This window comes from Bacteroides eggerthii, assembly GCF_025146565.1.
Classification (GTDB): domain Bacteria; phylum Bacteroidota; class Bacteroidia; order Bacteroidales; family Bacteroidaceae; genus Bacteroides; species Bacteroides eggerthii.
Map to the genome: position 1 here is coordinate 4,111,856 of NZ_CP102258.1, position 20,804 is coordinate 4,132,659.

9 protein-coding genes are annotated in these 20,804 nt (G+C 45.9%); all 9 read right to left on the reverse strand.

Annotated elements, in window-relative coordinates; genetic code table 11:
• Positions 1-350: 350 nt before the first annotated feature.
• A complete protein-coding gene (locus tag NQ546_RS17045; protein ID WP_147293912.1) occupies positions 351-2,081 on the reverse strand; it encodes a DUF6562 domain-containing protein in 1,731 nt (576 codons plus the stop codon).
• 24 nt (positions 2,082-2,105) lie between these two features.
• Positions 2,106-3,818 (reverse strand): DUF6562 domain-containing protein, encoded by a 1,713-nt coding sequence (locus tag NQ546_RS17050; RefSeq protein WP_004288528.1) that lies wholly within the window; start codon positions 3,816-3,818, stop codon positions 2,106-2,108.
• Between the two features lie 17 nt (positions 3,819-3,835).
• On the reverse strand, positions 3,836-6,391 hold the full coding sequence (locus NQ546_RS17055) for a DUF4962 domain-containing protein (RefSeq protein WP_004288527.1): 2,556 nt from the start codon (positions 6,389-6,391) through the stop codon (positions 3,836-3,838).
• 12 nt (positions 6,392-6,403) lie between these two features.
• Entirely contained in the window at positions 6,404-8,086 is a 1,683-nt protein-coding gene (locus tag NQ546_RS17060) for a RagB/SusD family nutrient uptake outer membrane protein (protein WP_004288526.1), read from the reverse strand.
• A gap of 13 nt (positions 8,087-8,099) precedes the next feature.
• Positions 8,100-11,081, reverse strand: coding sequence for a SusC/RagA family TonB-linked outer membrane protein (locus tag NQ546_RS17065; RefSeq protein ID WP_004288525.1), 2,982 nt, complete (start codon positions 11,079-11,081; stop codon positions 8,100-8,102).
• 24 nt (positions 11,082-11,105) lie between these two features.
• Positions 11,106-12,869: a RagB/SusD family nutrient uptake outer membrane protein gene (locus NQ546_RS17070; protein ID WP_004288524.1), complete on the reverse strand. Its 1,764-nt coding sequence runs from the start codon at positions 12,867-12,869 to the stop codon at positions 11,106-11,108.
• Between the two features lie 17 nt (positions 12,870-12,886).
• Positions 12,887-16,153, reverse strand: coding sequence for a SusC/RagA family TonB-linked outer membrane protein (locus NQ546_RS17075; protein WP_081446742.1), 3,267 nt, complete (start codon positions 16,151-16,153; stop codon positions 12,887-12,889).
• Positions 16,154-16,631: 478 nt separating this feature from the next.
• Positions 16,632-18,779 (reverse strand): methylmalonyl-CoA mutase, encoded by a 2,148-nt coding sequence (gene scpA / locus NQ546_RS17080; RefSeq protein ID WP_004288521.1) that lies wholly within the window; start codon positions 18,777-18,779, stop codon positions 16,632-16,634.
• A 1-nt stretch (position 18,780) separates the two neighbouring features.
• Entirely contained in the window at positions 18,781-20,679 is a 1,899-nt protein-coding gene (gene mutA, locus NQ546_RS17085; protein ID WP_004288520.1) for a methylmalonyl-CoA mutase small subunit, read from the reverse strand.
• Between the last annotated feature and the right edge of the window lie 125 nt (positions 20,680-20,804).

The following is a 20,804-nucleotide window of genomic DNA, read 5'->3' on the forward strand; positions in this document are numbered from 1 at the left end:
AAACGAAGTTTAACTTATAGTTTAGCAAGGTTTTACATGGTTTAAAAACAGAAAACGTATTGGATAAAACAAGGTTCTGCCCCTGTGCAAAAAGTGATAATGCGTGATGACAAAAGTTTTGTCGTCACGCATTATTTGGTTGTCATCACGCTATAGTCGGCTTACTCTTAGAGAGTTAACAGGCGGTGTGACGAGTGATGAGAAAATATCGAAAACAAGTGGTTCGGCGGGCTGACAGAAAGGATTTCACACTGACTTCATCAAGAAACAGAACAGACGGTATAGCTCAAGGTGTTATGAACCATACCGTCCGTCAATAGACAAATGTGTTAAGTTAGTATTCCGCGTATTTACTCGCCTTCAAAGATGGTGAGAACTGGACGAAGAACATATTGAGAATTAAGAGCCCAGCTACCGGTAGTTGCCGAATTGATAAATTTAAAATTGTTATCTACAAGCAAGGTAGATAGTTTTGATTGTGTCTTATCAAACGAACTTGTCATTATCCAAGTGGATCTGGTAGCATTACCGATTAACTTAGCCTGAGGTGTACCTATACTACTTACCGCAACATCATAGGCTGCTCTTAGCGTTGCATTTTTCGTTGATTCATCGAGTGGTCCATTCTTTTCAGGAGAGATGCCATAAATCCGGGCACAAATATCGTACATCTGGTGTGCGGAAGGTATGTACCAGTCACTAAGATTTGTAGCTGTATGGTTATACTTTGCTCGCAAGCCCTTGTATTGTTTGAATAACAAAGATTGCTCAGTATTATCAAAAATAGCATTAAATGCCTTACTGTACTCATATCCATTGTACGTCCTAATAGTGTAGTCGGCATTATAGGTTTCTGTTGTCGCTAAGGTTGTAATATCAGTCCCGTCAGTGAAACCACCATCTTTGGAGGGGCCTATGTAAATACGATCAGTACCTTCCAATGCCATGGCATAGCCTGCTATTTTCTTGCCTTCGAAGGCAGTCCCGTAGTCACTATTGTCCGTAAAGTTCTCCTTCAATGCAAATATAACACCGATGGCTTTCTCATTATATTCGTTTCCAAATGTACCGTCTTTATAGATAAAGTCGCCTATTTTGGCGGCGAGAGGTCTGGTTGTGATATCCGAATTAGCCGATTCCCAATCTTCTACGTCAATGTCGAATACAATGTCAAATTCAGTATCTTCTATCGGAGATTCTTTCATCATATTACCGCTCACCTTGACGTGTTGGTTGCGAAGCAATGGAACGAGGTCGGCCGGTACTGTTACATTCTGCTGTCCTTGTTTGGTGGTAAAGTTCAGTTTGATTTCTCCCATGTCTTCACTTTCTTCATTAGCAAAGATATAGGCAGAGAAGAGAGTACCGTCGGGGGTAGCTTCCCAGTTGAATTTCGGAATGGAGAAGTCGACAGTCACCATCTCGCCGTCTACAGCCTTGCCGGTGCTGACGTTGAACTTTGATGTCGCATTATAGGAACCGGACAATGCCCAAAGCAGTTTAAATTCTCTCAGGTTCTTTTCCAAGACACTCACCTTGGCAAAAGGACGCACCATTTGGGGTTGCAACACCAACGCCTCACCTGATTTCTTTGAAACCTCACCGCTATAATAGAAAGCATCGGCAGCTTCGTTGTTAATCAAGCTACTCATCTCTTTTATGGCAACGTTTCTCAAATCGGAAGTGTCGTAATACTTATCTGCATAACGGATTGCTTCATCTTCGGAACGGCCGGTAGCGGCAACTGTTCCGTCAACGTAGTCCACCCACATCAGGCAATCGTACGTACCGGCATCCACAGCCAAATCGAACGAAATAGCGGCAGTTTCGGCAGAAGGCTCTACGACTACTTCATTACGATAAGCCGGTTGTGAAACTTCGCCTTTTGTCCAAAGTTCGAGGATGCAACGCAGTTTGTGCCCGACAATGTCCTCTGAACCACCGGCAGTGATGCTTGCAGGGAGAACAGCGGATACATGCATCTGCCCGGCATCAATGCCGTTGTTATCATCGTCACTGCACGAGGTGAACAAACCCATGCAGCAGATTATCAGTAGTAATCCTAATATATTCTTTTTCATATTCATATAAGTTTTAATTAGGGGTTATTTTATGATTGTCAAGAAAGGACGAATAACACCTTGAGCACCATTTACAGGATGTTCTTTGGGAGCAATCTCACTACCGGATTTATTAATCTGAACAAAACAAGGACCGGCATCATTATTCAAACAACTCGTATATACATAATATCCTTTATTAGCGTTTCCGGTAAATACTTCTGCAACTTTCATGTCTATTGCATTGGCAAATGCTGTATTCAAAGCATCGACTTTCGTTACAGCCGGATATCCACTTTTTGATTCAACTCCATAGCAACCGCCTGCAGCTGCATACAACTGAGCCACAGAAGGAATATACCACTCACTTACGTTCTGAGGTTTCTTAGCCGTATTCTTTTTCCAAGTAGACAACACTTGCAAAACAGGATAACTCCAGTCAATAGCATGTCCGGTAAATTGTGAGGATTCCAATAATTCCTTCGTCTTTGAATAACCCGTAAAGTTCTTTTTATCCGGTTCTACGCCAGTAAAAAGCGTGACACCTGGATCTATTTTTTTACTACTATGCCTGTATAAATATGGACGTCCGCTTATATCACGTACACCATCTTCTCTTTCATCATTCGCCACTACAACATTCTTCAACGCCATCACATATCCCTTAATGCTCTTGCCTTGGAACGCATCACCGTACAGACTGATGTCATCGCCCCCTTGTGCTCCTACCGCATATACAATACCGACACAATTCGCTTTATTCTCTTCCGTCAGTTCACTGCTCCACGTACCGTCTATGAAGAAATAGTCTCCTACTTGCGGGTCTTTGCTCGGTTCAGGATCCGGATCTGTACCGGGATCTAATGCCCCGTCACCCATCAGCTTACCACCGGCAGTCATTTGTTGATTACGTTTCAACTCAATGCTTTCTCCCGGTATTTCACGAGTCGATTTACCGGCAGCTGTCGTAAACGTAAGGATAGAGCTACCCAAGGAAAGTCCTGTGGAAGGAGTGAAGACATATCCGGTATATAATATTTGAGGAGCATCTTCCGCAGAAGCAAAGTTCTTGTCATACACCGCCGTAAGCATTTCCGCTCCCGGTTCTCCCGTAGCTACACTGAATGTTTTAGGCATTTCGAAGCTGACGGTCAATCCTGTGAGTGTAGCAAATTTTTCCGCATCGGTTTCTTGCACAATCAACTTAGCAAACGGACGCGTCAGCTTCATGGACTCATTCACCGCAGTAGCATTCTTTTTCACTTCCAGCTTGGCATAGAAGCCGTCGCAAAGGTCGGTATCGAACAAATTGGAGGCAAACTCGTCTTTGACGGTGAGCTGATGCAAGTTGGAAGTATCGTAGTAGGTATCCTCAAAATGGGTATAAATCACACCATCCACAGAGGTCACCTCGGAAACAGCCGCATCCGCAGCTATAAAGTCCGCCCACATCAGACAGGTGTAATCACCCGGCCGTAATGGAAAGTCGAATGTAGGGACAGTGCCCGCTGCCACCGCAATCTCCTCACGATATTTCAAGAAAGGACTATCGCTCTTTGTCCACACCTCAATGATGCAACGCAGTTTATGAGTAGTAGGAATAGTTATCTGTGCACGTGTTGCTGCAATATCCCCGGGAAGTTCGGCGGAAATGCTCACCCGGCTGTTGTCAGTCTCACCGTTCACCGGCTCTTCCTGGCTGCACGAAGCCAGAAGAACGGTGAACAATAAAGTTATTATAAAATATAGTTTCTTCATTTCTTAAAAATTTAATGTTATTTCAAAGCCCTTGTTGTCTGCAACGGTTTGTCCGTACTTTCCTGTACTTGCATCATACCTTGTACATTGTCATACAAGACAGAAGAGTTTTCTTGTTGGCGTTTGTAGGGAGCGCCGCCAACAATCACTTCAGGAGTTCCATAGCTGAACATGGCTCCGGTTAACTTATTGGAAATGGTGATAGCGGCAGGTTTATCGGCAGCCATTTCCGCTTCAATTTTCCAGTCGCCCAAAGTGAAACGGTTATTCACCTGCCAGATTTCATCTACACTGCCATTCTCCGTCACCTGAATAACGGTGAGTATCTTATTATTGAGGCTCGGTCCGAAGTTAGCGGTGAGATGCCATTGCTTGGGATACTTTACGGGATCTTGGTCGGCAGGCTCACCACCGGGGAACCACTCATCGGTTGCAGTAATGTCCGGAGTCTGCTCACTGTAAATCTGGGCAACGGAAGTGAAACTGCCCCTACCTTCATAGGTGTAATCGGTTGTCACTTTGTTCCCGGCAACATGCATTTCTACGGGACTATGCAGCAACCATTGCCAGGTTGCAGCTTCGTCTGCACCCAATTCATCGTAAATAACAATCTTATTCGGGCGGAGCATAAAGATATGGCGTTTGTAGTTGTTCAAAGGATTGTCACCAAATCCAAACTCCGGCGTCTGGCTGATGCCGGCGGCAACAAAATTCGATTCCCAATAATCGGAAGTACCGCAATATGCATTCGAAGCGTCGCCCAAGAAATAAGCGATGTTCTCTCCATTCAATCCCCGGCATATGTTTCCATAGGCCTTCGTAGTGAAAGGCTGGCCGATGCCATTTATCATAATTGTATTGTGACCGCGGGTGTTGCGGTATTGCAAAAGGTTGTGCTTGTCCGCAAAATTCTGATAATAGCCCGCGCTGATATAGACCGGTCTACCCTTATACAACAATTTGAAACCATTCTGGTCTGCCAGCGTATGACTGCCCGAACCGTAAGGGCTGGAACGGAAAGCCAACGAAAGATTGGAATTCAAATTCCGCATATCGGAGTGCGCCACACCTTCACCGATGTCTTTATGCCAGATAAAGTTCTCAAAAGCACTATCATCCAATTCCGCAGCTGTATAGTCAGTGTCCCCCTGAGCAATACGATACAAACGCATATCAAAATTGTCTTTCAGTACCACAGCACATTCCTTGGCATACCAAGCAGCGTAAGAATCACCCGTTTCACGAGCCAAGAAGTCCATGAATCCCACTTGTACTCTTCCCGGTTCTGTCATCCATTTTTCGACTCCGTCACCAAAACTACAGTTGCCCGAACCCGGCAGCCAGGTGTAAGCAATTGCCTTACCGGCATTTTTGTACCAGGGATGTTTCAGAAAATCAGTCTGCGTCAGATGTGAGAATAACATCGGCATCCAGTAGAGCGTATAACAGTTGGTTCCGAAATAGCTGATTCCGTTCTGCCATGCACCACTACGATTGAAACCGGAAGCCGGCGCACGCCCTGTCCACAGTTCGTAGAAGTATTCCAGCGCATTCATTGCTTCGGGATATTCCTGACAAATTACCAACGCACCTTGTGTCATGTTGCGCAATACAATCTGCCAAGTATGATTATCGAAGATGTGATTTTCGATTCTTCCCGTATAACTCCGGTAGTAGTAATTGACAATCTTCAAGATCAGTTGTTCCGCCTTTGTCTTCTCGTCTTCGGTCAGGCTCTCCTGACAAAGGTCATAGCATAGACTCACTACATCAACAATACCTCCCGCCGCAAAATTTTCATACTTTTTCAGTTGGTCATCGGTAATACCGTAATTAATCAAAGTTCTGCCAATTTCCAGTATCTTGTCATAATACTTCCGGTCTTTGGTAAGACGCCAAGCAGTATTCAAATAATTCCTCGTGTTATTCGCCAATGCTTCCATACCATAATCATGGGGATTGGCCGGTAATTTGACACCAAGACCATCCTTTCCATTTGCCCTACTAATCATCGACTTATATTCAGGATGAGTGTCGGCAATCGGGCTTACCTTCGCTATGTCCTCTTCCAGAAAACAGTTGATACGCGGATACGTGGCAGGTATGTTCTGTTGGAACACTTCCCACTTGGGCGTTACGAATACCTCTTCCTTGCCTGTCACCGTAAACTTATAGACTTCGCTCCAAATGGTAGCTTTGTCATTGGCATCCACTTTGCGGAAACGCCAATACCAGTCACCGGTAGCCAGTTGCTCGTGAACATTATATAGGTCCCAGTTCAGTTTGCCGGAACGGTACGTACCTTTCTCAGGAAATGAGTTATCTTGCGACAACTCAAATTCCAGAAATTCATCTTCTCCTCTCAGTATTTTCGGTACAATCAGCGGCGCCGGATTCACAAAAAGCTCATGCTCTTCGCGCGGATAAGGTTGGTCCCGATCATTGGGATGCACCATTTCCAATGCTTTATTGCCGGTCAGATCTTCAAAGAAAATCTCGTTATCATCGTTACACCCTGTCACAAACAGACAGCCTGCAGTGAACAAGCAGATATTTATAAATTTCATTTTCATACTATTCAAATTTTACCATTCCGGGTTCTGTACCAAGTTCTCATTCATATACAATTCGTTCTGTGGATAAGGATAGAGATACATCTTGTTCGCCCAATACATCGTCCCTATCAGCACTTTCTCAAACGAGAGTTCATCATCTCCACTCTTTCTAATCTTCACCCCGTAAAGATTGCGCACCTCATCATCGCCTGCAATCTTCCAGCGGCGTATGTCGTAGAAGCGGTGTCCTTCCAAAGCCAGCTCAACGCGGCGCTCATTGCGCACTTTCTTACGGAAATCGTCCTGTCCGGCAGCAGCCACGCCTTCCATTGTAGCCGAGGCGCGCACTTTATTCAACGCTTCAATCGCAGTGAGCGTACATCCTTCGGGCTTAACGTCAGGACCCTTCCATTCGTTCAGGGCTTCCGCATAGTTCAGCAGGATTTCGGCATAGCGGAACAAGATATAATGGTGTTCTATCTTGTTGGGCTTCACCGGATCCAGCGATACGGAAGGATTCATCCATTTGCGTAAATAGTATCCGGTCTTGGTGGAGCCTTCCATAATCTTGTTCTTACCGCCTTCAAAAGTTTCCACCTTTTGTTCCAGCCAAACACTTCCGTTGGTAAGCACATTCTTATACAAACGCGGGTCGCGGGTCGGTTTGCCTTCGGCATCATAATACATATTCGATACATGTGCAGGGTTGCTCCAGTCAAAAGGAGTACCGTCTTTCATTTCATAAGCGTCCACCAAGTTCTGGGTAGGGGTATTTCCTCCCTTTGCGGAAGTCTCGGCATATCCCATAGGCTGGTTGCGTGCTTCAAAACTATTTGTCAGGTCAGTGTTGCGGCGTTCAAGTATCAATTGTTTGGATTTGAATATTTCATTTCCTCCCTTATCGGAATACAAAGGGTCGGCAGTAATCTCAGGCAAGCTGTACTCATTCAAAGCAATCACCTCATGGGCTGCTCTGGCGGCTTTTTCCCACTTGCTCAAGTCATTGTCGGGATTGTGCAGTTCGCTCGCCGCATAAAGAAGCGCTCTCGACTTCAAAGCCAGCGCCGCACCGCAGGTGATACGTCCTGTCTCATCCCAGAAATCCATCTGGTTCACCGGAAGTTCAGGAGCTATCTCGGAACATTCCTCTGCGATGAAATCAATCACTTCATTAAACGGAGTCTGCTTCACCGAGTTAATCTCCTCCTGCGTGTAAGTGCGTGTCAACAACGGGATGTCACCATACCGCTTTGCCAGTTCAAAGAGATAGAAAGCCCGCAGGAAACGAACTTCGTATGGGAATTTCGAGGATTTCTCCATTATCTCCTTGTAGTCGTCATTATACTCAAAACGTTTCAAGGCTTCCGGATCGTAATTCTCCAGAAAAGAGTTGGCGCTACGAATACCGTCCCAAAGATTCCAAGCGTCGTCCACCCGTTTCAAAGGGCTCCACACTCCGTTGGTCATATAGTTGATATTCGCATTTTCCTGCGTGTAAATGCAGTTGTCGGTGGCAGCTTCCATGATATACCCGCTTCCTAAATCGGATGGCAAGAAAGTGTACACGTATGCTACCAACTGGTTCATATTATCATAATAGGCATACGCTTCTTCTTTCGTCTTGCCGGAAGTCTCGTTATAATCCAGATAGTCACATCCGTTCAACGAAAGCAACGCACAGGCCATTACCATATATTTTTTTATGTTAAGCATAATTTCGTCCCGTTTAAAAATTAATATTCAAGCCTACATATACCGAGAACAGGTCGGGATAGCCCAAAGCGATGTCCTCACAATTGAAATAGTCTATTTTGTCGATAGAAAACACGTTCAGCGCTTTGGCATAGACCTGGCACTTGTCCATCTTCATCTTCTTGGACCATGCCTGCGGCAGAGTGTAATACACATTCAGGTTGCGAAGTTTGAAGAAAGAACCGTCTGCTATCCATTGCGTACTGGTCTGATAGTTGTTCTCGTTGGAGAGCGTGGACAGGCGCGGCACGTTGGCAATGTCTTTGGTGCTTTCCGTCCAGCGTACTTTGTCCTTCAGATACCAAGTGGCAATATTGGTATTGCCGTTGCGCAAGGGTTGATGCACACTTGACACATTCAGTTGCTTTGTCAGCCCGCTGACTCCGTTGAAGGTCATGTCTATGCCGAAACCTTTGTATTCAAAACCCAAGTTCAATCCGTAGACCATGTCGGGGATAGAGGTGGACTTGCCAATGGCAACGCGATCCTCACTGTCTATACGCTTGTCACCGTTCTGATCTTTATACTTCACGTCACCCGGACGCACCACCGAGAAAGTCTGTTCGGGGCTGTTGGCTATATCTTCTTCATCATTGAAATATCCGATGGCTTCCAAGCCGAACAACTGTCCGATTTTATGGCCTTTGGTGTACAGATAATCGTATGGCTGATAAGCCTGTCCGTTTTCAATCACCTTACTGTCGTTCAGTCCCCAGTTAGCATTGACATAATAGTTGAAATCTTTCAGTTGCTGGTTCCAGCCCATGCTGAGTTCCAGTCCGCGGGTTTCATTTTCACCGATATTGCTTTTGGCGGGCGTCACTCCCAACATTCCCGAAGTACGGTTATTGTCAACCAGAATATTGGTGCGACGGTCGTAGAACACTTCGGCAGATGCCGTAAAGTTCTTCCACATCCGCAAATCGACACCTATATTGTATTTGTCGGCAGTCTCCAACTCCAGTCTGTACATAGGCAACTGCTGTTCCCGCAAACCATTAACGGGAGTACCCAAGGATTCACCAAAAGCATATTTACCGCTTGTTTTGTCACTGATCCAAAAATAGTTTCCCAGACCGTAATCCAGCCCGTCCGTTGCCGAACGCCCCCAGGAAGCACGCAACTTCAACATATCAAGTTGGGATACATCCTCCAAGAAAGCCTCGTTGGCTATGTTCCATCCGGCCGACACCGCAGGATAGAAACGGAATTTGTCGCCTTCCAGCAATACGCTGGTACCGTAGTAATTGGCCACCACGTCAAGCATATAGCGGTTATCATAATTATATCCTGCAAATCCCATTACGTTCTGGCGATAATAAGCGCCATTCACACCGAGAGGTTCTTCCATCTCCTGACGGTAAACGACAGACGCGGCAACCTGATGTTTATTGAATGTGCGGTCATAGTTCAGTTTTGCCTCTACGCTGGCACGAATGAACTGGTCGGACAGTTTGGACGATGAAACCTGCAAAGTAGAGTTGGAACCTTCCGTTTTAGTAGTGGGAAGTCCGGCTGCGGTCTGATTGAAGATTTCATACAGATAAGTCTTGCTGCCTATGTCCTGATAAGTGGCAGAGTTGTCATAGGCTACGGCAACCTCGGCGTTCAGCCCCTTCACAAACATGGAGAGGTCTTGCGTCAGGCGCATATCCCCTTCCAGCAAACGACGGTTTTCCTGCACATACCCCACATCGGCAATCGCGGCAATAGGATTCATCTTAAAGACAGAATTACTGCCCCAGTTCCCATTGGCAGTCTTTATGGGGAAAGCTGCGGAAGGCACGTTATACAGGTTTTGGAAGATAGCGTCTATACCGGTATTGGGGCGTTTATCTTCTGCAATAATACCGTAAAGGCTGAATTTCACTTTGGTAGCAGGAGTGACATCCACATCCAGATTGATACGCAAATCCAGTTCGTAATTACGGATCTGGGAGTTGTAACGGTCGGAATAGTGGGTGTAATCCTCATTCAGCAAACCGAACTCATTCTTGTAATCCAACAAAGCCATGTAGCGCACCCGTTGTCCGCCGCCACGCACCATAATATTGAACTGGTTGTTCTGGCTGAAATCGCGCATGCCTTCTTTCACCCAATCGGTATTGGGATAAAAGTTGGGATTCGTTCCTTGCTTAAAGTTTTCCAACTGCTTGGCCGTATATTGAAGAGGCAATCCGTCATAATGCAAAGCCTCGTTCTGCGCCATTGCATAGGTGTAAGCATCCGCCATTTCCGGCTGGTTGATAGGGAAATTAAAACCATGGCGGTAATTCACGTCAATATCGAATGAATTGTAAACGCCACGTTTGGTATTAATCAAAAGAACGCCATTAGCAGCTCTGGCTCCGTAGAGAGCGGTGGCCGCTCCGTCCTTCAACACCTGCACCGATTCAATCTCTTCCAAAGTCATGTTCGTCAGCCCGCGTTGGAAACCGTCGACCAACACCAATGGAGAACCGGAAACGCCACGTATCTTCATTCCGGCATTCGTACGCCAGCCCGCGTTCTGCGAGAGTTGCAACCCCGGTATCAGACCAAAGAGGGCATTGTTCACCCTGTTGGTTGAAGTGGCTCCTTTCATCAACTGATCGGCATAGATGGTGGATACCGATTGCGTACGGTTCTCTTCGGTGCGCTTCATAAAACCCAAGTCGCTCATTCCGTCTTTGTGTGAGTCAAGCACTATATTCATAGTCTCTCCCGTCACCTTCACACGTTTCAGAACCACGTCGGCATAGTTCAGGTCGATATAGTCGCCTTCTTCCAGCTCCAATGAGAAAACGCCGGACTCATCTGTAATGCTGTTGATACGGAATTCTCCGGCCTTCGAGATCTTCACCCCCGGAAAAGGTTTTCCGGAAGCGTCCTTCACAACTCCATTCAATGTCTGCTGTGCCATTGCACCCAAAGAGAGTGTAAAGGCCAAACCTACTGTATATAGAATTTTCTTCATATTTTTTCTTATTCATTAGTTTTATTACCAACCGGGATTCTGAACCAAGCCATATTTCTTATTGATTTCCGCCAATGGAAATGGCAGCAAGTACCAGTGATCGTACCAGTAGTATTTCTCTTCGCGCACGTTGACCTGATAGTTAAATGAGTTCTCTCCAACCTTTGTTGTCACCAGCTCTTCCAACGGACGGGTGGCCCATTCGGCACCCTTGAGATAGCGTCTCATATCGTGGTTGCGTATATCCTCCTGACCGAACTCACGCGCACGCTCATCCAGCAGATAGTTCAACAACGGCTCTCCGTCCGGCACCTCGGCAGCAGTCACTTCGGGAAGCCCGGCACGCGTATGCACAAGATTGAGATAATCGTATGCATCTCTTTCAAACTCGTCTTTTACGGATGCCTGCCCCAACTTGTTCATTGCTTCGGCCATATAAAGATAGATTTCCGGCATACGGACCAACGGACAGGAATAGGGTTTCTTTTCCATTTCGTTCTTTTTATCACGAATAAACTTCCGGAAACCATAGCCAAACTGGAATTTCTGCCCTTCTTTCGCACCCGGTCCAAAGCCCTCAGAACCTCCGACAAAGACCTCCGCCTTTCTTCCTTTATACTTATCACCGTTCACCACCAACGTTTCATACAGGCGGATATCACGAGTAGGATTACCTGAAGCGTCAAAGAAAGGATGCGCCCGGTGCTCCGGATTATCCCAGTCGAATTTAGAACCGTCGTGCCATAAGAACATATCGGCATGATTGCTGCGGGGCATACCATAGCCCTGATCGAACATACGGAATGCTTTATAGCTACTTACATAAATGGGCCAGCGGAAAGAAGCCATTACCACTTCCCGGTTGCCTTTCGTGAAATAGCCGTTTATATAGTCTGTACGTGGATTGCCGGTATTTTCCACCCGGTAATAATTGCCATTCTCCTCATTCATTTTCAAGAATTCCCTTCCGGCTTCCAGAGCTGCTTCCCAACGGCTTTCCTGATAGTCGCCATACCATGTCAGATGTTCGGTAGCTGCCTGTCCTTCATAATAAGGCGTAACATTATTGAACAACGGACTTGCCACAAACATCAGCAAGCGGAATTTCAACGCTTTGGCAACGGCAGCCGTCATGTGTCCGTACTCTGCGTCCGTAGTGAACCATGGCAAATCCCTTGCGGCCTCATCCAGCAGATTCACCGTTCTCTCCACAGTTTCCTCCAACGTCAAACGGGGAAATTGGAAAAGTTCATCCGCAGTATAAGCATGGTCAATCCAAGGCATGCCGCCATAATAGCGGATCATGTCCATATAATGATAACCAATCACAACTTTCGCTTCCGCCTTGCGCACCTTCTTTTCGTCGGCGGACATATCGGGAACTTTGTCTACATTCTCAATATAGATATAGGCCTTTCTGATTCCATAGGTAGGGTCTCCCGTCACCGCCTTATTGGAGAGCTGGTAAGGGAAGTTGCTTGTTCCGCTGGCGGAAGTGATAGCGCCATGCGTCCACGACAATCGTGTCGTATAGCCCAGATCCGAATATAAATCCAGCGTAAAAGCTCCGTCATGATAACCACCCAAAGCCGGCATGTAGTCCGGCAGGCTTTTATAGAATTGGTTCAAAGCTTGGTCTGCATATCTTTTCTGTGAGAACACACTGTCAATGGACTTTTCGTCACCCTGCGGTTTCTCCAGGAAACTATTTCCAAATTTCAGGTCCTCGCAACCTACAATCATGGTGACCAGTAACCCTAAGGAAATTATTGCTCTTATAGTTTTCATATCTTCAATTTTAATGATTAAAAGGTTACATTTACTCCCAGGCTGAAAATCTTCATTACAGGGTAAGTATTATCATCACGTGTCAACTCACCTTCCGGATCAAATATTTTCAGTTTATCGAAAGTCAGCAGGTTATATCCCGTAAACTGTACGGCAAGTTTTGAAGCGCCGATTGCTTTCAGCACTTTTTCGCTTGTGATATTGTAGCCTACCGTCAGGTTCTTCAGCTTCAGATAAGAAGCATCTTTCAGCCATACGCGGGATGTTTCCTGATTATTGGTATTACGGTTGTACGTAAAGCGCGGATACTCTGCCGTAGCCGCCGTTGCTTCCGTCCACCGGCCATCTACCAGATATTGATAGAATGTTCCGCCCAACTGCTTGTTGAAGAACGGATCCCTATAAGTATTCTGCATCTCAATATCACATCCTGCAACCCCTGTCCAGTTCATTGAAGCAAAAAAGCCTTTATACTCCGCACCGAAGTTCAAACCGAACGTGTAAGCCGGACGTTTGGGCTTTCCGATTTTCGTGCGGTCGTCCGGATCTATCACTTCATCTCCGTTCAAATCCGCATATTTCGTATCTCCGGGCTGAACCTTAGATATAGGTTGCGGCAAATCATCGCGCAAAGTGCCGTCGGCATCAAAATCGTCTTTCGTGTAGAATCCTTGCGCCACATATCCATAACGGGCACCGACTTCATTACCGGTATGCCACATATAAGGTTCGTTAGGCTCTACCTCATCCTGATAGACAATCTTATTTTTAGAATAGGATACATTGGCATTGATAAAATAAGAAACATCCTTTACCTTGTCATTCCACTTCAAGTCAATCTCATATCCCTTATTATCCACCTTACCCATGTTGACAGCCGGCAACAAACCGCCACCCATAGCAATCAAAGAAGGAACCGTACTCCGCTGAATCAGAATGTCCTTACGTTTTTCAATAAAATAGTCAACCGACAAACGCAAACGGTCGTTGAAGAAATAAGCGTCCAGACCATAATTCTGCTTGAGAGCCGTTTCCCAGGTTACATCCGGATTACCCAAAAGGATCTCTCTGGCCGCCCACTCATAAGAGGTATTGGTAAGACCGAAGATATAACCGTTCTTATCCTGATAGCTCTTCTCAAGCCACTCGGAATCGTTCACTGAATAAGAGTCGGGCAAGTACAGGAAGCGGAGGTCTTTCCCATTCACTTTCATATTATCATTACCCACCAGACCGATAGAACCGCGAAGCTTCAAATAGGTCAAGAACTTATTCTTCGGAAAGAAATCCTCTTCCGTCAGAATATACCCGACAGAACCGGCGGGGAATGTACCGAAACGCTTGTCCGGAGCAAAATTCTCGGAACCGTTGTGACCGATATTGAACTCAGCCATGTATTTGGATTTATAATCGTAAGTCAAGCGTCCTACGAAACCTACATAACCGGCAGCTACATCGGTATATAACTTCGGATAATACTTCTTGCTTTGATTGTAAAGGAACAAAGCCCCTACACTATGGTCGCCGAATTTACGGTTGTAACGGACACTTCCTTCCAGATACCAGTCGCGCCCGCGCTTACGGTCACTCTCTTTTTCTTCATAGGTATTCATGGAATTCTGTCCACTCACACGATAAACAACCTCCCTGTTAAAGTCAGGATCGTCGATAGAAAGACCGGAACCATCCACCTCCGACTTATAGAAAGGAGTATAAGTCTCTACATGGCCGACTACTCTTCTTACATAAGAATAATCCGTATTATAGGATCCCTTGATGTCGACCGACAGACCTTTGGTAATGAAATCCAACTTTTGCTCTAAGTTCAGGTCGAACGTCATATTGTTGGACAACTGGCGTTTGTAACCGGAACCGTAGTATCTATCAAATATCTGGTTCTTCATCGTAAGATTAGGATAGCGGCTATCCTGGTGCACCACTTTCTTTCCGTCTACCAGTCCGGGAGAAGAGAAAGGCCATGTAGAAGAAAAGTTCTTCCAGATCTCTTCAATCGGTTCGCGCTTATTCCCCACAATACCGCCCATATTGAACTTCAAGGTAGTGGTAGGGGTAAGATTTACATCCAAGTTGGCACGATAGTTATAACGGGAATAATTATAGTTGTTATTATAGTCGAGTCCTTTCAACTGCTTGAACAAACCATTCTGATAGAGGAAACCCAAAGAGATGAAATAACGTACCTTCTTTGTACCTCCGGAGATGTTGAGGTTATGTTGCGTCTGGACAGCCATCTTGTTTGTCAGCTCCTTATACCAATTGATATTGGGATACATGATAGGAGAATCGCCCAAGCGGAACCTTTCCAAGTCATAGGCATTGAATGCCATTTGATCTTCCGCCATACCGTCATTGCGTTGCGCTTCGGTATAACATAAGGCGGTAGTGTAGCTATCTGCCGTTTCCAACACGCGGGTGGGCACTTGCACGCCGACATTGGAGCTTACCGACACCCGGGCTTTACCCTCTTTTCCGCGACGTGTCGTCACCAAAACCACACCGTTGGCTCCACGCACACCGAATACAGCCGTAGCGGAAGCGTCTTTCAGCACGTTTATAGATTCTATTTCATTGGGATCCATCTGGAAAAAGCTACGTTCCACCCCATCTACCAAAATAAGAGGAGTAGCGCCGGCTTCACTCAAGGAGCCCACACCACGCACAAATATCTTTGCGTCATCGGCACCCGGCTGTCCACTGGGCTGCATGGACGATACACCCGGCAGCTGACCGGCCAAAGAGTTGGCAACACTACCACTCGGCGACTTCAACAAAGCATCCGTACCTACACTGGAAATGGCACCGGTCAATGTTGCCTTCTTCTGTACACCGTATGCCACTACTGTTACTTCTTCCAAGCTCTGTACATTCTCTTTCAGACGGACATTGACTGTTCTCCGCCCTCCTACCTTGACTTCCTGAGACAAATAGCCAATGAATGAAACGGTAAGCACAGCATCCTCATTAGGCACCTGAATGATGTACTTTCCGTCAATGTCGGTTATCACACCGGTTGTAGACCCTTTCACCTGCACAGTAGCTCCGATAACAGGACCAAACTCATCAGTAACCGTTCCGGTAACCTGAATACTCTTATCCTGCAAAGCACCATAGCTTGTCCATTCATTATTGACCATGGTTCCATGCTCTTGCCAATTACTATTCGCCTCTGAGGAATAACAGTAATCTCCCCCTAAAGATGATCGAATGCATACGGCAACAAACAGTATTTTTCGCATGCGGCAATCAACAAAAATGTTTTTCATAATTTATGTTTTTTAATTATTTAAAATAAGCAAACTGAACAAATTTTAATTAGCAGTTTCCTGATTGCAAATAAATTAAAAAATCTGCGAAGAGGTCTTTAAATACATGGTGGAAAAATTTCACTATGAGGCAAAACAGTTTTAAAATTGTCGAATACGGTTTTAAAATCGTCTCAAAATGGATAAATCCAACAGAAAAACAATGATTGTCGGGCCAAAAGTGTTCGTGAAAGCCCGTCCGAAAGCTATACATTATCGCCCTCAAAAGAAAAGTATAGGGCAAAAAAAAGGAGTACCGCTGTACTCCAACCTTTGTTAACCTTAAATCTAATACTATGAAAAACACATTGCAAAGATACGGACTCTTGGGATATTTGCAAACTATCCAAGAAAAAAAGTATGTTCTATAACACAGATTAAGAAAAAAGGACGGATATGCAAACACATTCCGTCCCTTTTTAACATTTATCTTAGCAGATTATTCCTCATCCAGCAAGATTTCAAGGATTTGGCAAGCAGCCTTCGCCACCGGAGTGCCCGGACCGAAGATAGCAGCTACGCCGGCTTTATAAAGGAAGTCATAGTCCTGTGCAGGGATTACACCGCCTGCAATGACCACAATGTCCTCACGACCTAACTTCTTGAGTTCTTCAATAATCTGCGGAACCAATGTCTTGTGTCCGGCAGCCAATGAAGAAACACCCACTACATGAACGTCATTTTCCACTGCTTCACGAGCCGCTTCGGCAGGAGTCTGGAACAACGGTCCCATATCCACGTCGAAACCGCAGTCCGCATAACCGGTTGCTACCACCTTGGCGCCACGATCGTGACCGTCCTGTCCCATTTTGGCTACCATGATACGAGGCTGACGTCCCTCTTTCTTTGCAAACTTCTCAGCCAACTCACAAGCTCTGTGGAAGTCGCTGTCATTTTTACTTTCTGATGAATACACGCCTGAAATAGTTCTAATTACTGCTTTATAACGTCCTACAACTTTTTCGCAAGCATACGAGATTTCGCCCAATGTGGCACGAACACGTGCTGCTTCCACTGCCAGTTCAAGCAAATTACCCTCTTTGGTTTCCACACATTTGGTGATGGCATCGAGCGCTTTCTGAACAGCAGCCTCATCGCGCCCTTCCTTCAAGATCTTCAGGTTCTGAATCTGCTCCTGGCGAACAGCCGTATTATCAATCTCAAGAATATCAATAGGAGCTTCTTTCTCCAAACGATACTTGTTCACACCTACGATGGTTTGTGAACCACTGTCGATACGAGCCTGCGTACGTGCGGCAGCTTCTTCGATACGCATCTTCGGAATACCGGTTTCGATAGCTTTCGCCATACCGCCCAGTTTTTCCACTTCTTGGATCAGCTCCCAAGCCTTATGCGCAAGTTCATTGGTCAGTGACTCCACATAGTAGGAACCGCCCCATGGGTCAACGTTCTTACAGATGTAAGTTTCTTCCTGAATATAAATCTGTGTGTTACGCGCGATACGTGCAGAGAAATCGGTGGGCAGTGCAATAGCCTCATCCAAAGCATTGGTATGCAAGGACTGAGTATGCCCTAAAGCGGCAGCCATAGCCTCGATGCAGGTACGACCGACATTGTTGAACGGATCTTGCTCGGTCAGTGACCAACCGGAAGTCTGGGAGTGTGTACGCAATGCCAGTGATTTCGGGTTCTTCGGATTGAACTGTTTCACAATCTTGGCCCATAACATACGTGCAGCACGCATCTTGGCTATTTCCATAAAGTGATTGGTTCCGATAGCCCAGAAGAACGACAGGCGCGGTGCGAACGCATCGATGTCGATACCGGCAGCAACACCTGCACGAAGATATTCCAGACCGTCGGCCAACGTATAAGCCAACTCGATATCCGCCGTAGCACCTGCCTCCTGCATGTGATAACCGGAGATAGAGATAGAATTGAACTTAGGCATCTTCTGAGATGTATATTCAAAAATATCGGAAATGATCTTCATAGAGAATGCAGGCGGATAGATATAAGTGTTACGCACCATGAATTCTTTCAGAATATCATTCTGGATAGTACCCGCCATTTCTTCCAACTTAGCGCCTTGTTCCAGCCCGGCATTGATATAGAATGCCATAATCGGAAGCACCGCACCGTTCATTGTCATAGACACTGACATCTTATTCAAAGGAATACCGTCGAAAAGCACTTTCATGTTTTCCAATGAACAAATAGACACACCGGCTTTACCAACGTCGCCTACCACACGTTCATGGTCGGGGTCGTAACCGCGATGGGTAGCCAAGTCGAATGCAACGGACAAACCTTTCTGTCCGGAAGCCAGGTTACGGCGATAGAAAGCATTAGATTCTTCGGCTGTGGAGAATCCGGCATACTGGCGGATGGTCCAGGGACGCAGAGTGTACATTACCGAATACGGACCACGCAAATAAGGCGGAATACCTGCCGCGTAGTTAAGGTGTTCCATACCTTCGAGGTCTTCTTTGGTGTAAACAGGCTTCACTTCAATGTGTTCTGGAGTTTTCCAGTCGGCTTTGATGCCGTTAGCCTTTTGCCACTCAGCACCATTGGCAGGCTGGAAAGCGGCATATATATCTAAGTTTTTAAAATCTTTTCTCATCTTACTTCAAAAGTTTAGCGTTGAATTCCTTTAATGTTTCCAGAACGTTGACACGGACATGGATAAAGTTCTCGATACCAGCTGCTTTCAGCTCGTCCATACAAGCAGGAGCACCGGCTACGATAAACATGGCGCGACCATTCAAGGCTTTGAAAGCCGGAACGGCATATTCCGCATACTCATCATCGCTTGAACAGAGAACTACAATATCGGCTTTAGCCGCCATTGCAGCTTCCACACCTTCCTCTACGGTGGTGAAACCGAGGTTGTCAACAACTTCATATCCGGCACAGGCCAGGAAGTTACAAGAGTATTGAGCACGTGCCTGACGCATTGCCAGATTACCGATAGTCAGCATAAACGCCTTAGGACGCTTTCCGGATGCTTCCGTTTCCAGACGCAACGCTTCAAACTCACTGGCTGCACGATCGAAGTTCAATGAAGGAACATCCTTTTCGCAAGTGCTGTGTCCACCGCAGCAGCAAGTAGCTTCCAACGGTTTCTTGTCACCCGCCTTTTCGTTGAAGTTGGGGAACTGGTTAGTACCCAGCAACACTTCCTTACGCTTGGCAACAGCAGAATGACGGGCCGCATTACTTTCGTTCACAGCAGCTTGCACCTTACCGGCTTTTACGGATGCATAGAAACCGCCGTCTTCTTCTACTGCAAGGAACAATTCCCATGCTTGCTTGGCAATAGCCACAGTCAAATTTTCAATATAGTAAGAACCGGCAGCCGGGTCGATCACTTTGTCGAAGTGCGACTCCTCTTTCAACAGCAGCTGTTGATTACGCGCCAAACGTTCGGAGAATTCATCGGGGACAGCATACGTCTTGTCAAACGGAACAACCGTCATGGAATCCACCCCCGCAAGGGCAGCGCTCATAGCCTCAGTTTGCGTACGCAACAAGTTTACGTGTGCATCGAACAAGGTGAGGTTGAAAGTAGAAGTTTCTGCATGTATTCTCATCTTGGCGGCACAGCGACATTCGTTGTGTTCGCCCTTGTTTTCGCAGTCGCGCAGACATTCCGGATTATAGGAAGCCACGATATTGGCCCATAACATACGCGCTGCCCGGAACTTGGCAATTTCAAGGAAGTAGTTGGAGCTGATGCCAAAGTTAAACTTAATCTTTTTGGCTACCAAAGCTGCCGGCAGTCCGGCATCGGTCAGTTGGTTCATATATTCATTACCCCAAGCCAACGCATAGCCCAGCTCCTGATAGATATATGCACCCGCATTGTTCAGTGTCAGTGCATTTACATTCAGCACACGATATTTCGGAAGAGCAGAAGTGGCTTCAATCAAAGCCTTGGAAGTAGCTACCATATCGCCTTTCTCCTTACCCTTAGCCAGCATCTTATTGAAATAATCGTAGTTGATAGAGCCTTGCAACTTCGTGAGATCATAATCTTTCTTTTGGAAGTAAGCCACAAGAAGCTCCGCCAATTCCACCACGTGTCCCTGACAAGTGGAGAAGTTCAGTTCCACACATTCCGCACAGATGTCTTTCAGCAAAGTCTCAATATACTCCGCACTCAGTTCTTTGGCTTTCACATGGAAAGAAAGCGAATCAATGCCCTTGTTCAAGATATCCAATGCTTTGGCATTAGCTTCTTTAGGACATTCCACTTTTATTTCCTGGCGAACGAACCATTCATTATTATTTTTCTTTGTACCTCTAAGATAGGGGAACTCACCGGGAAGCGCGTTTGTAGTCTTTAAGCCTTCAAGGTCTTCCATGCGATAGAAAGGTTTCACTTTGAATCCTTCATTCGTCCTCCAAACGAGCTTTTTCTCAAAGTCCGCACCTTTTAAGTCTGCGGTAACTTTCTCCATCCACTGTTCCGTAGAAACCGGAGAAAAGTCCGAGAAGAGTTTTTCTTTACTGTCTGCCATAGTTTATTTAAAATTAAAATAGATGAATAGTATTCATTTTGTCATCAAGAGACATGCAAATATAAGGAAATACTTAAAACAAAAAGGCTTTTTAGGGAAAATTGCACCTATGAATAGCACTATGT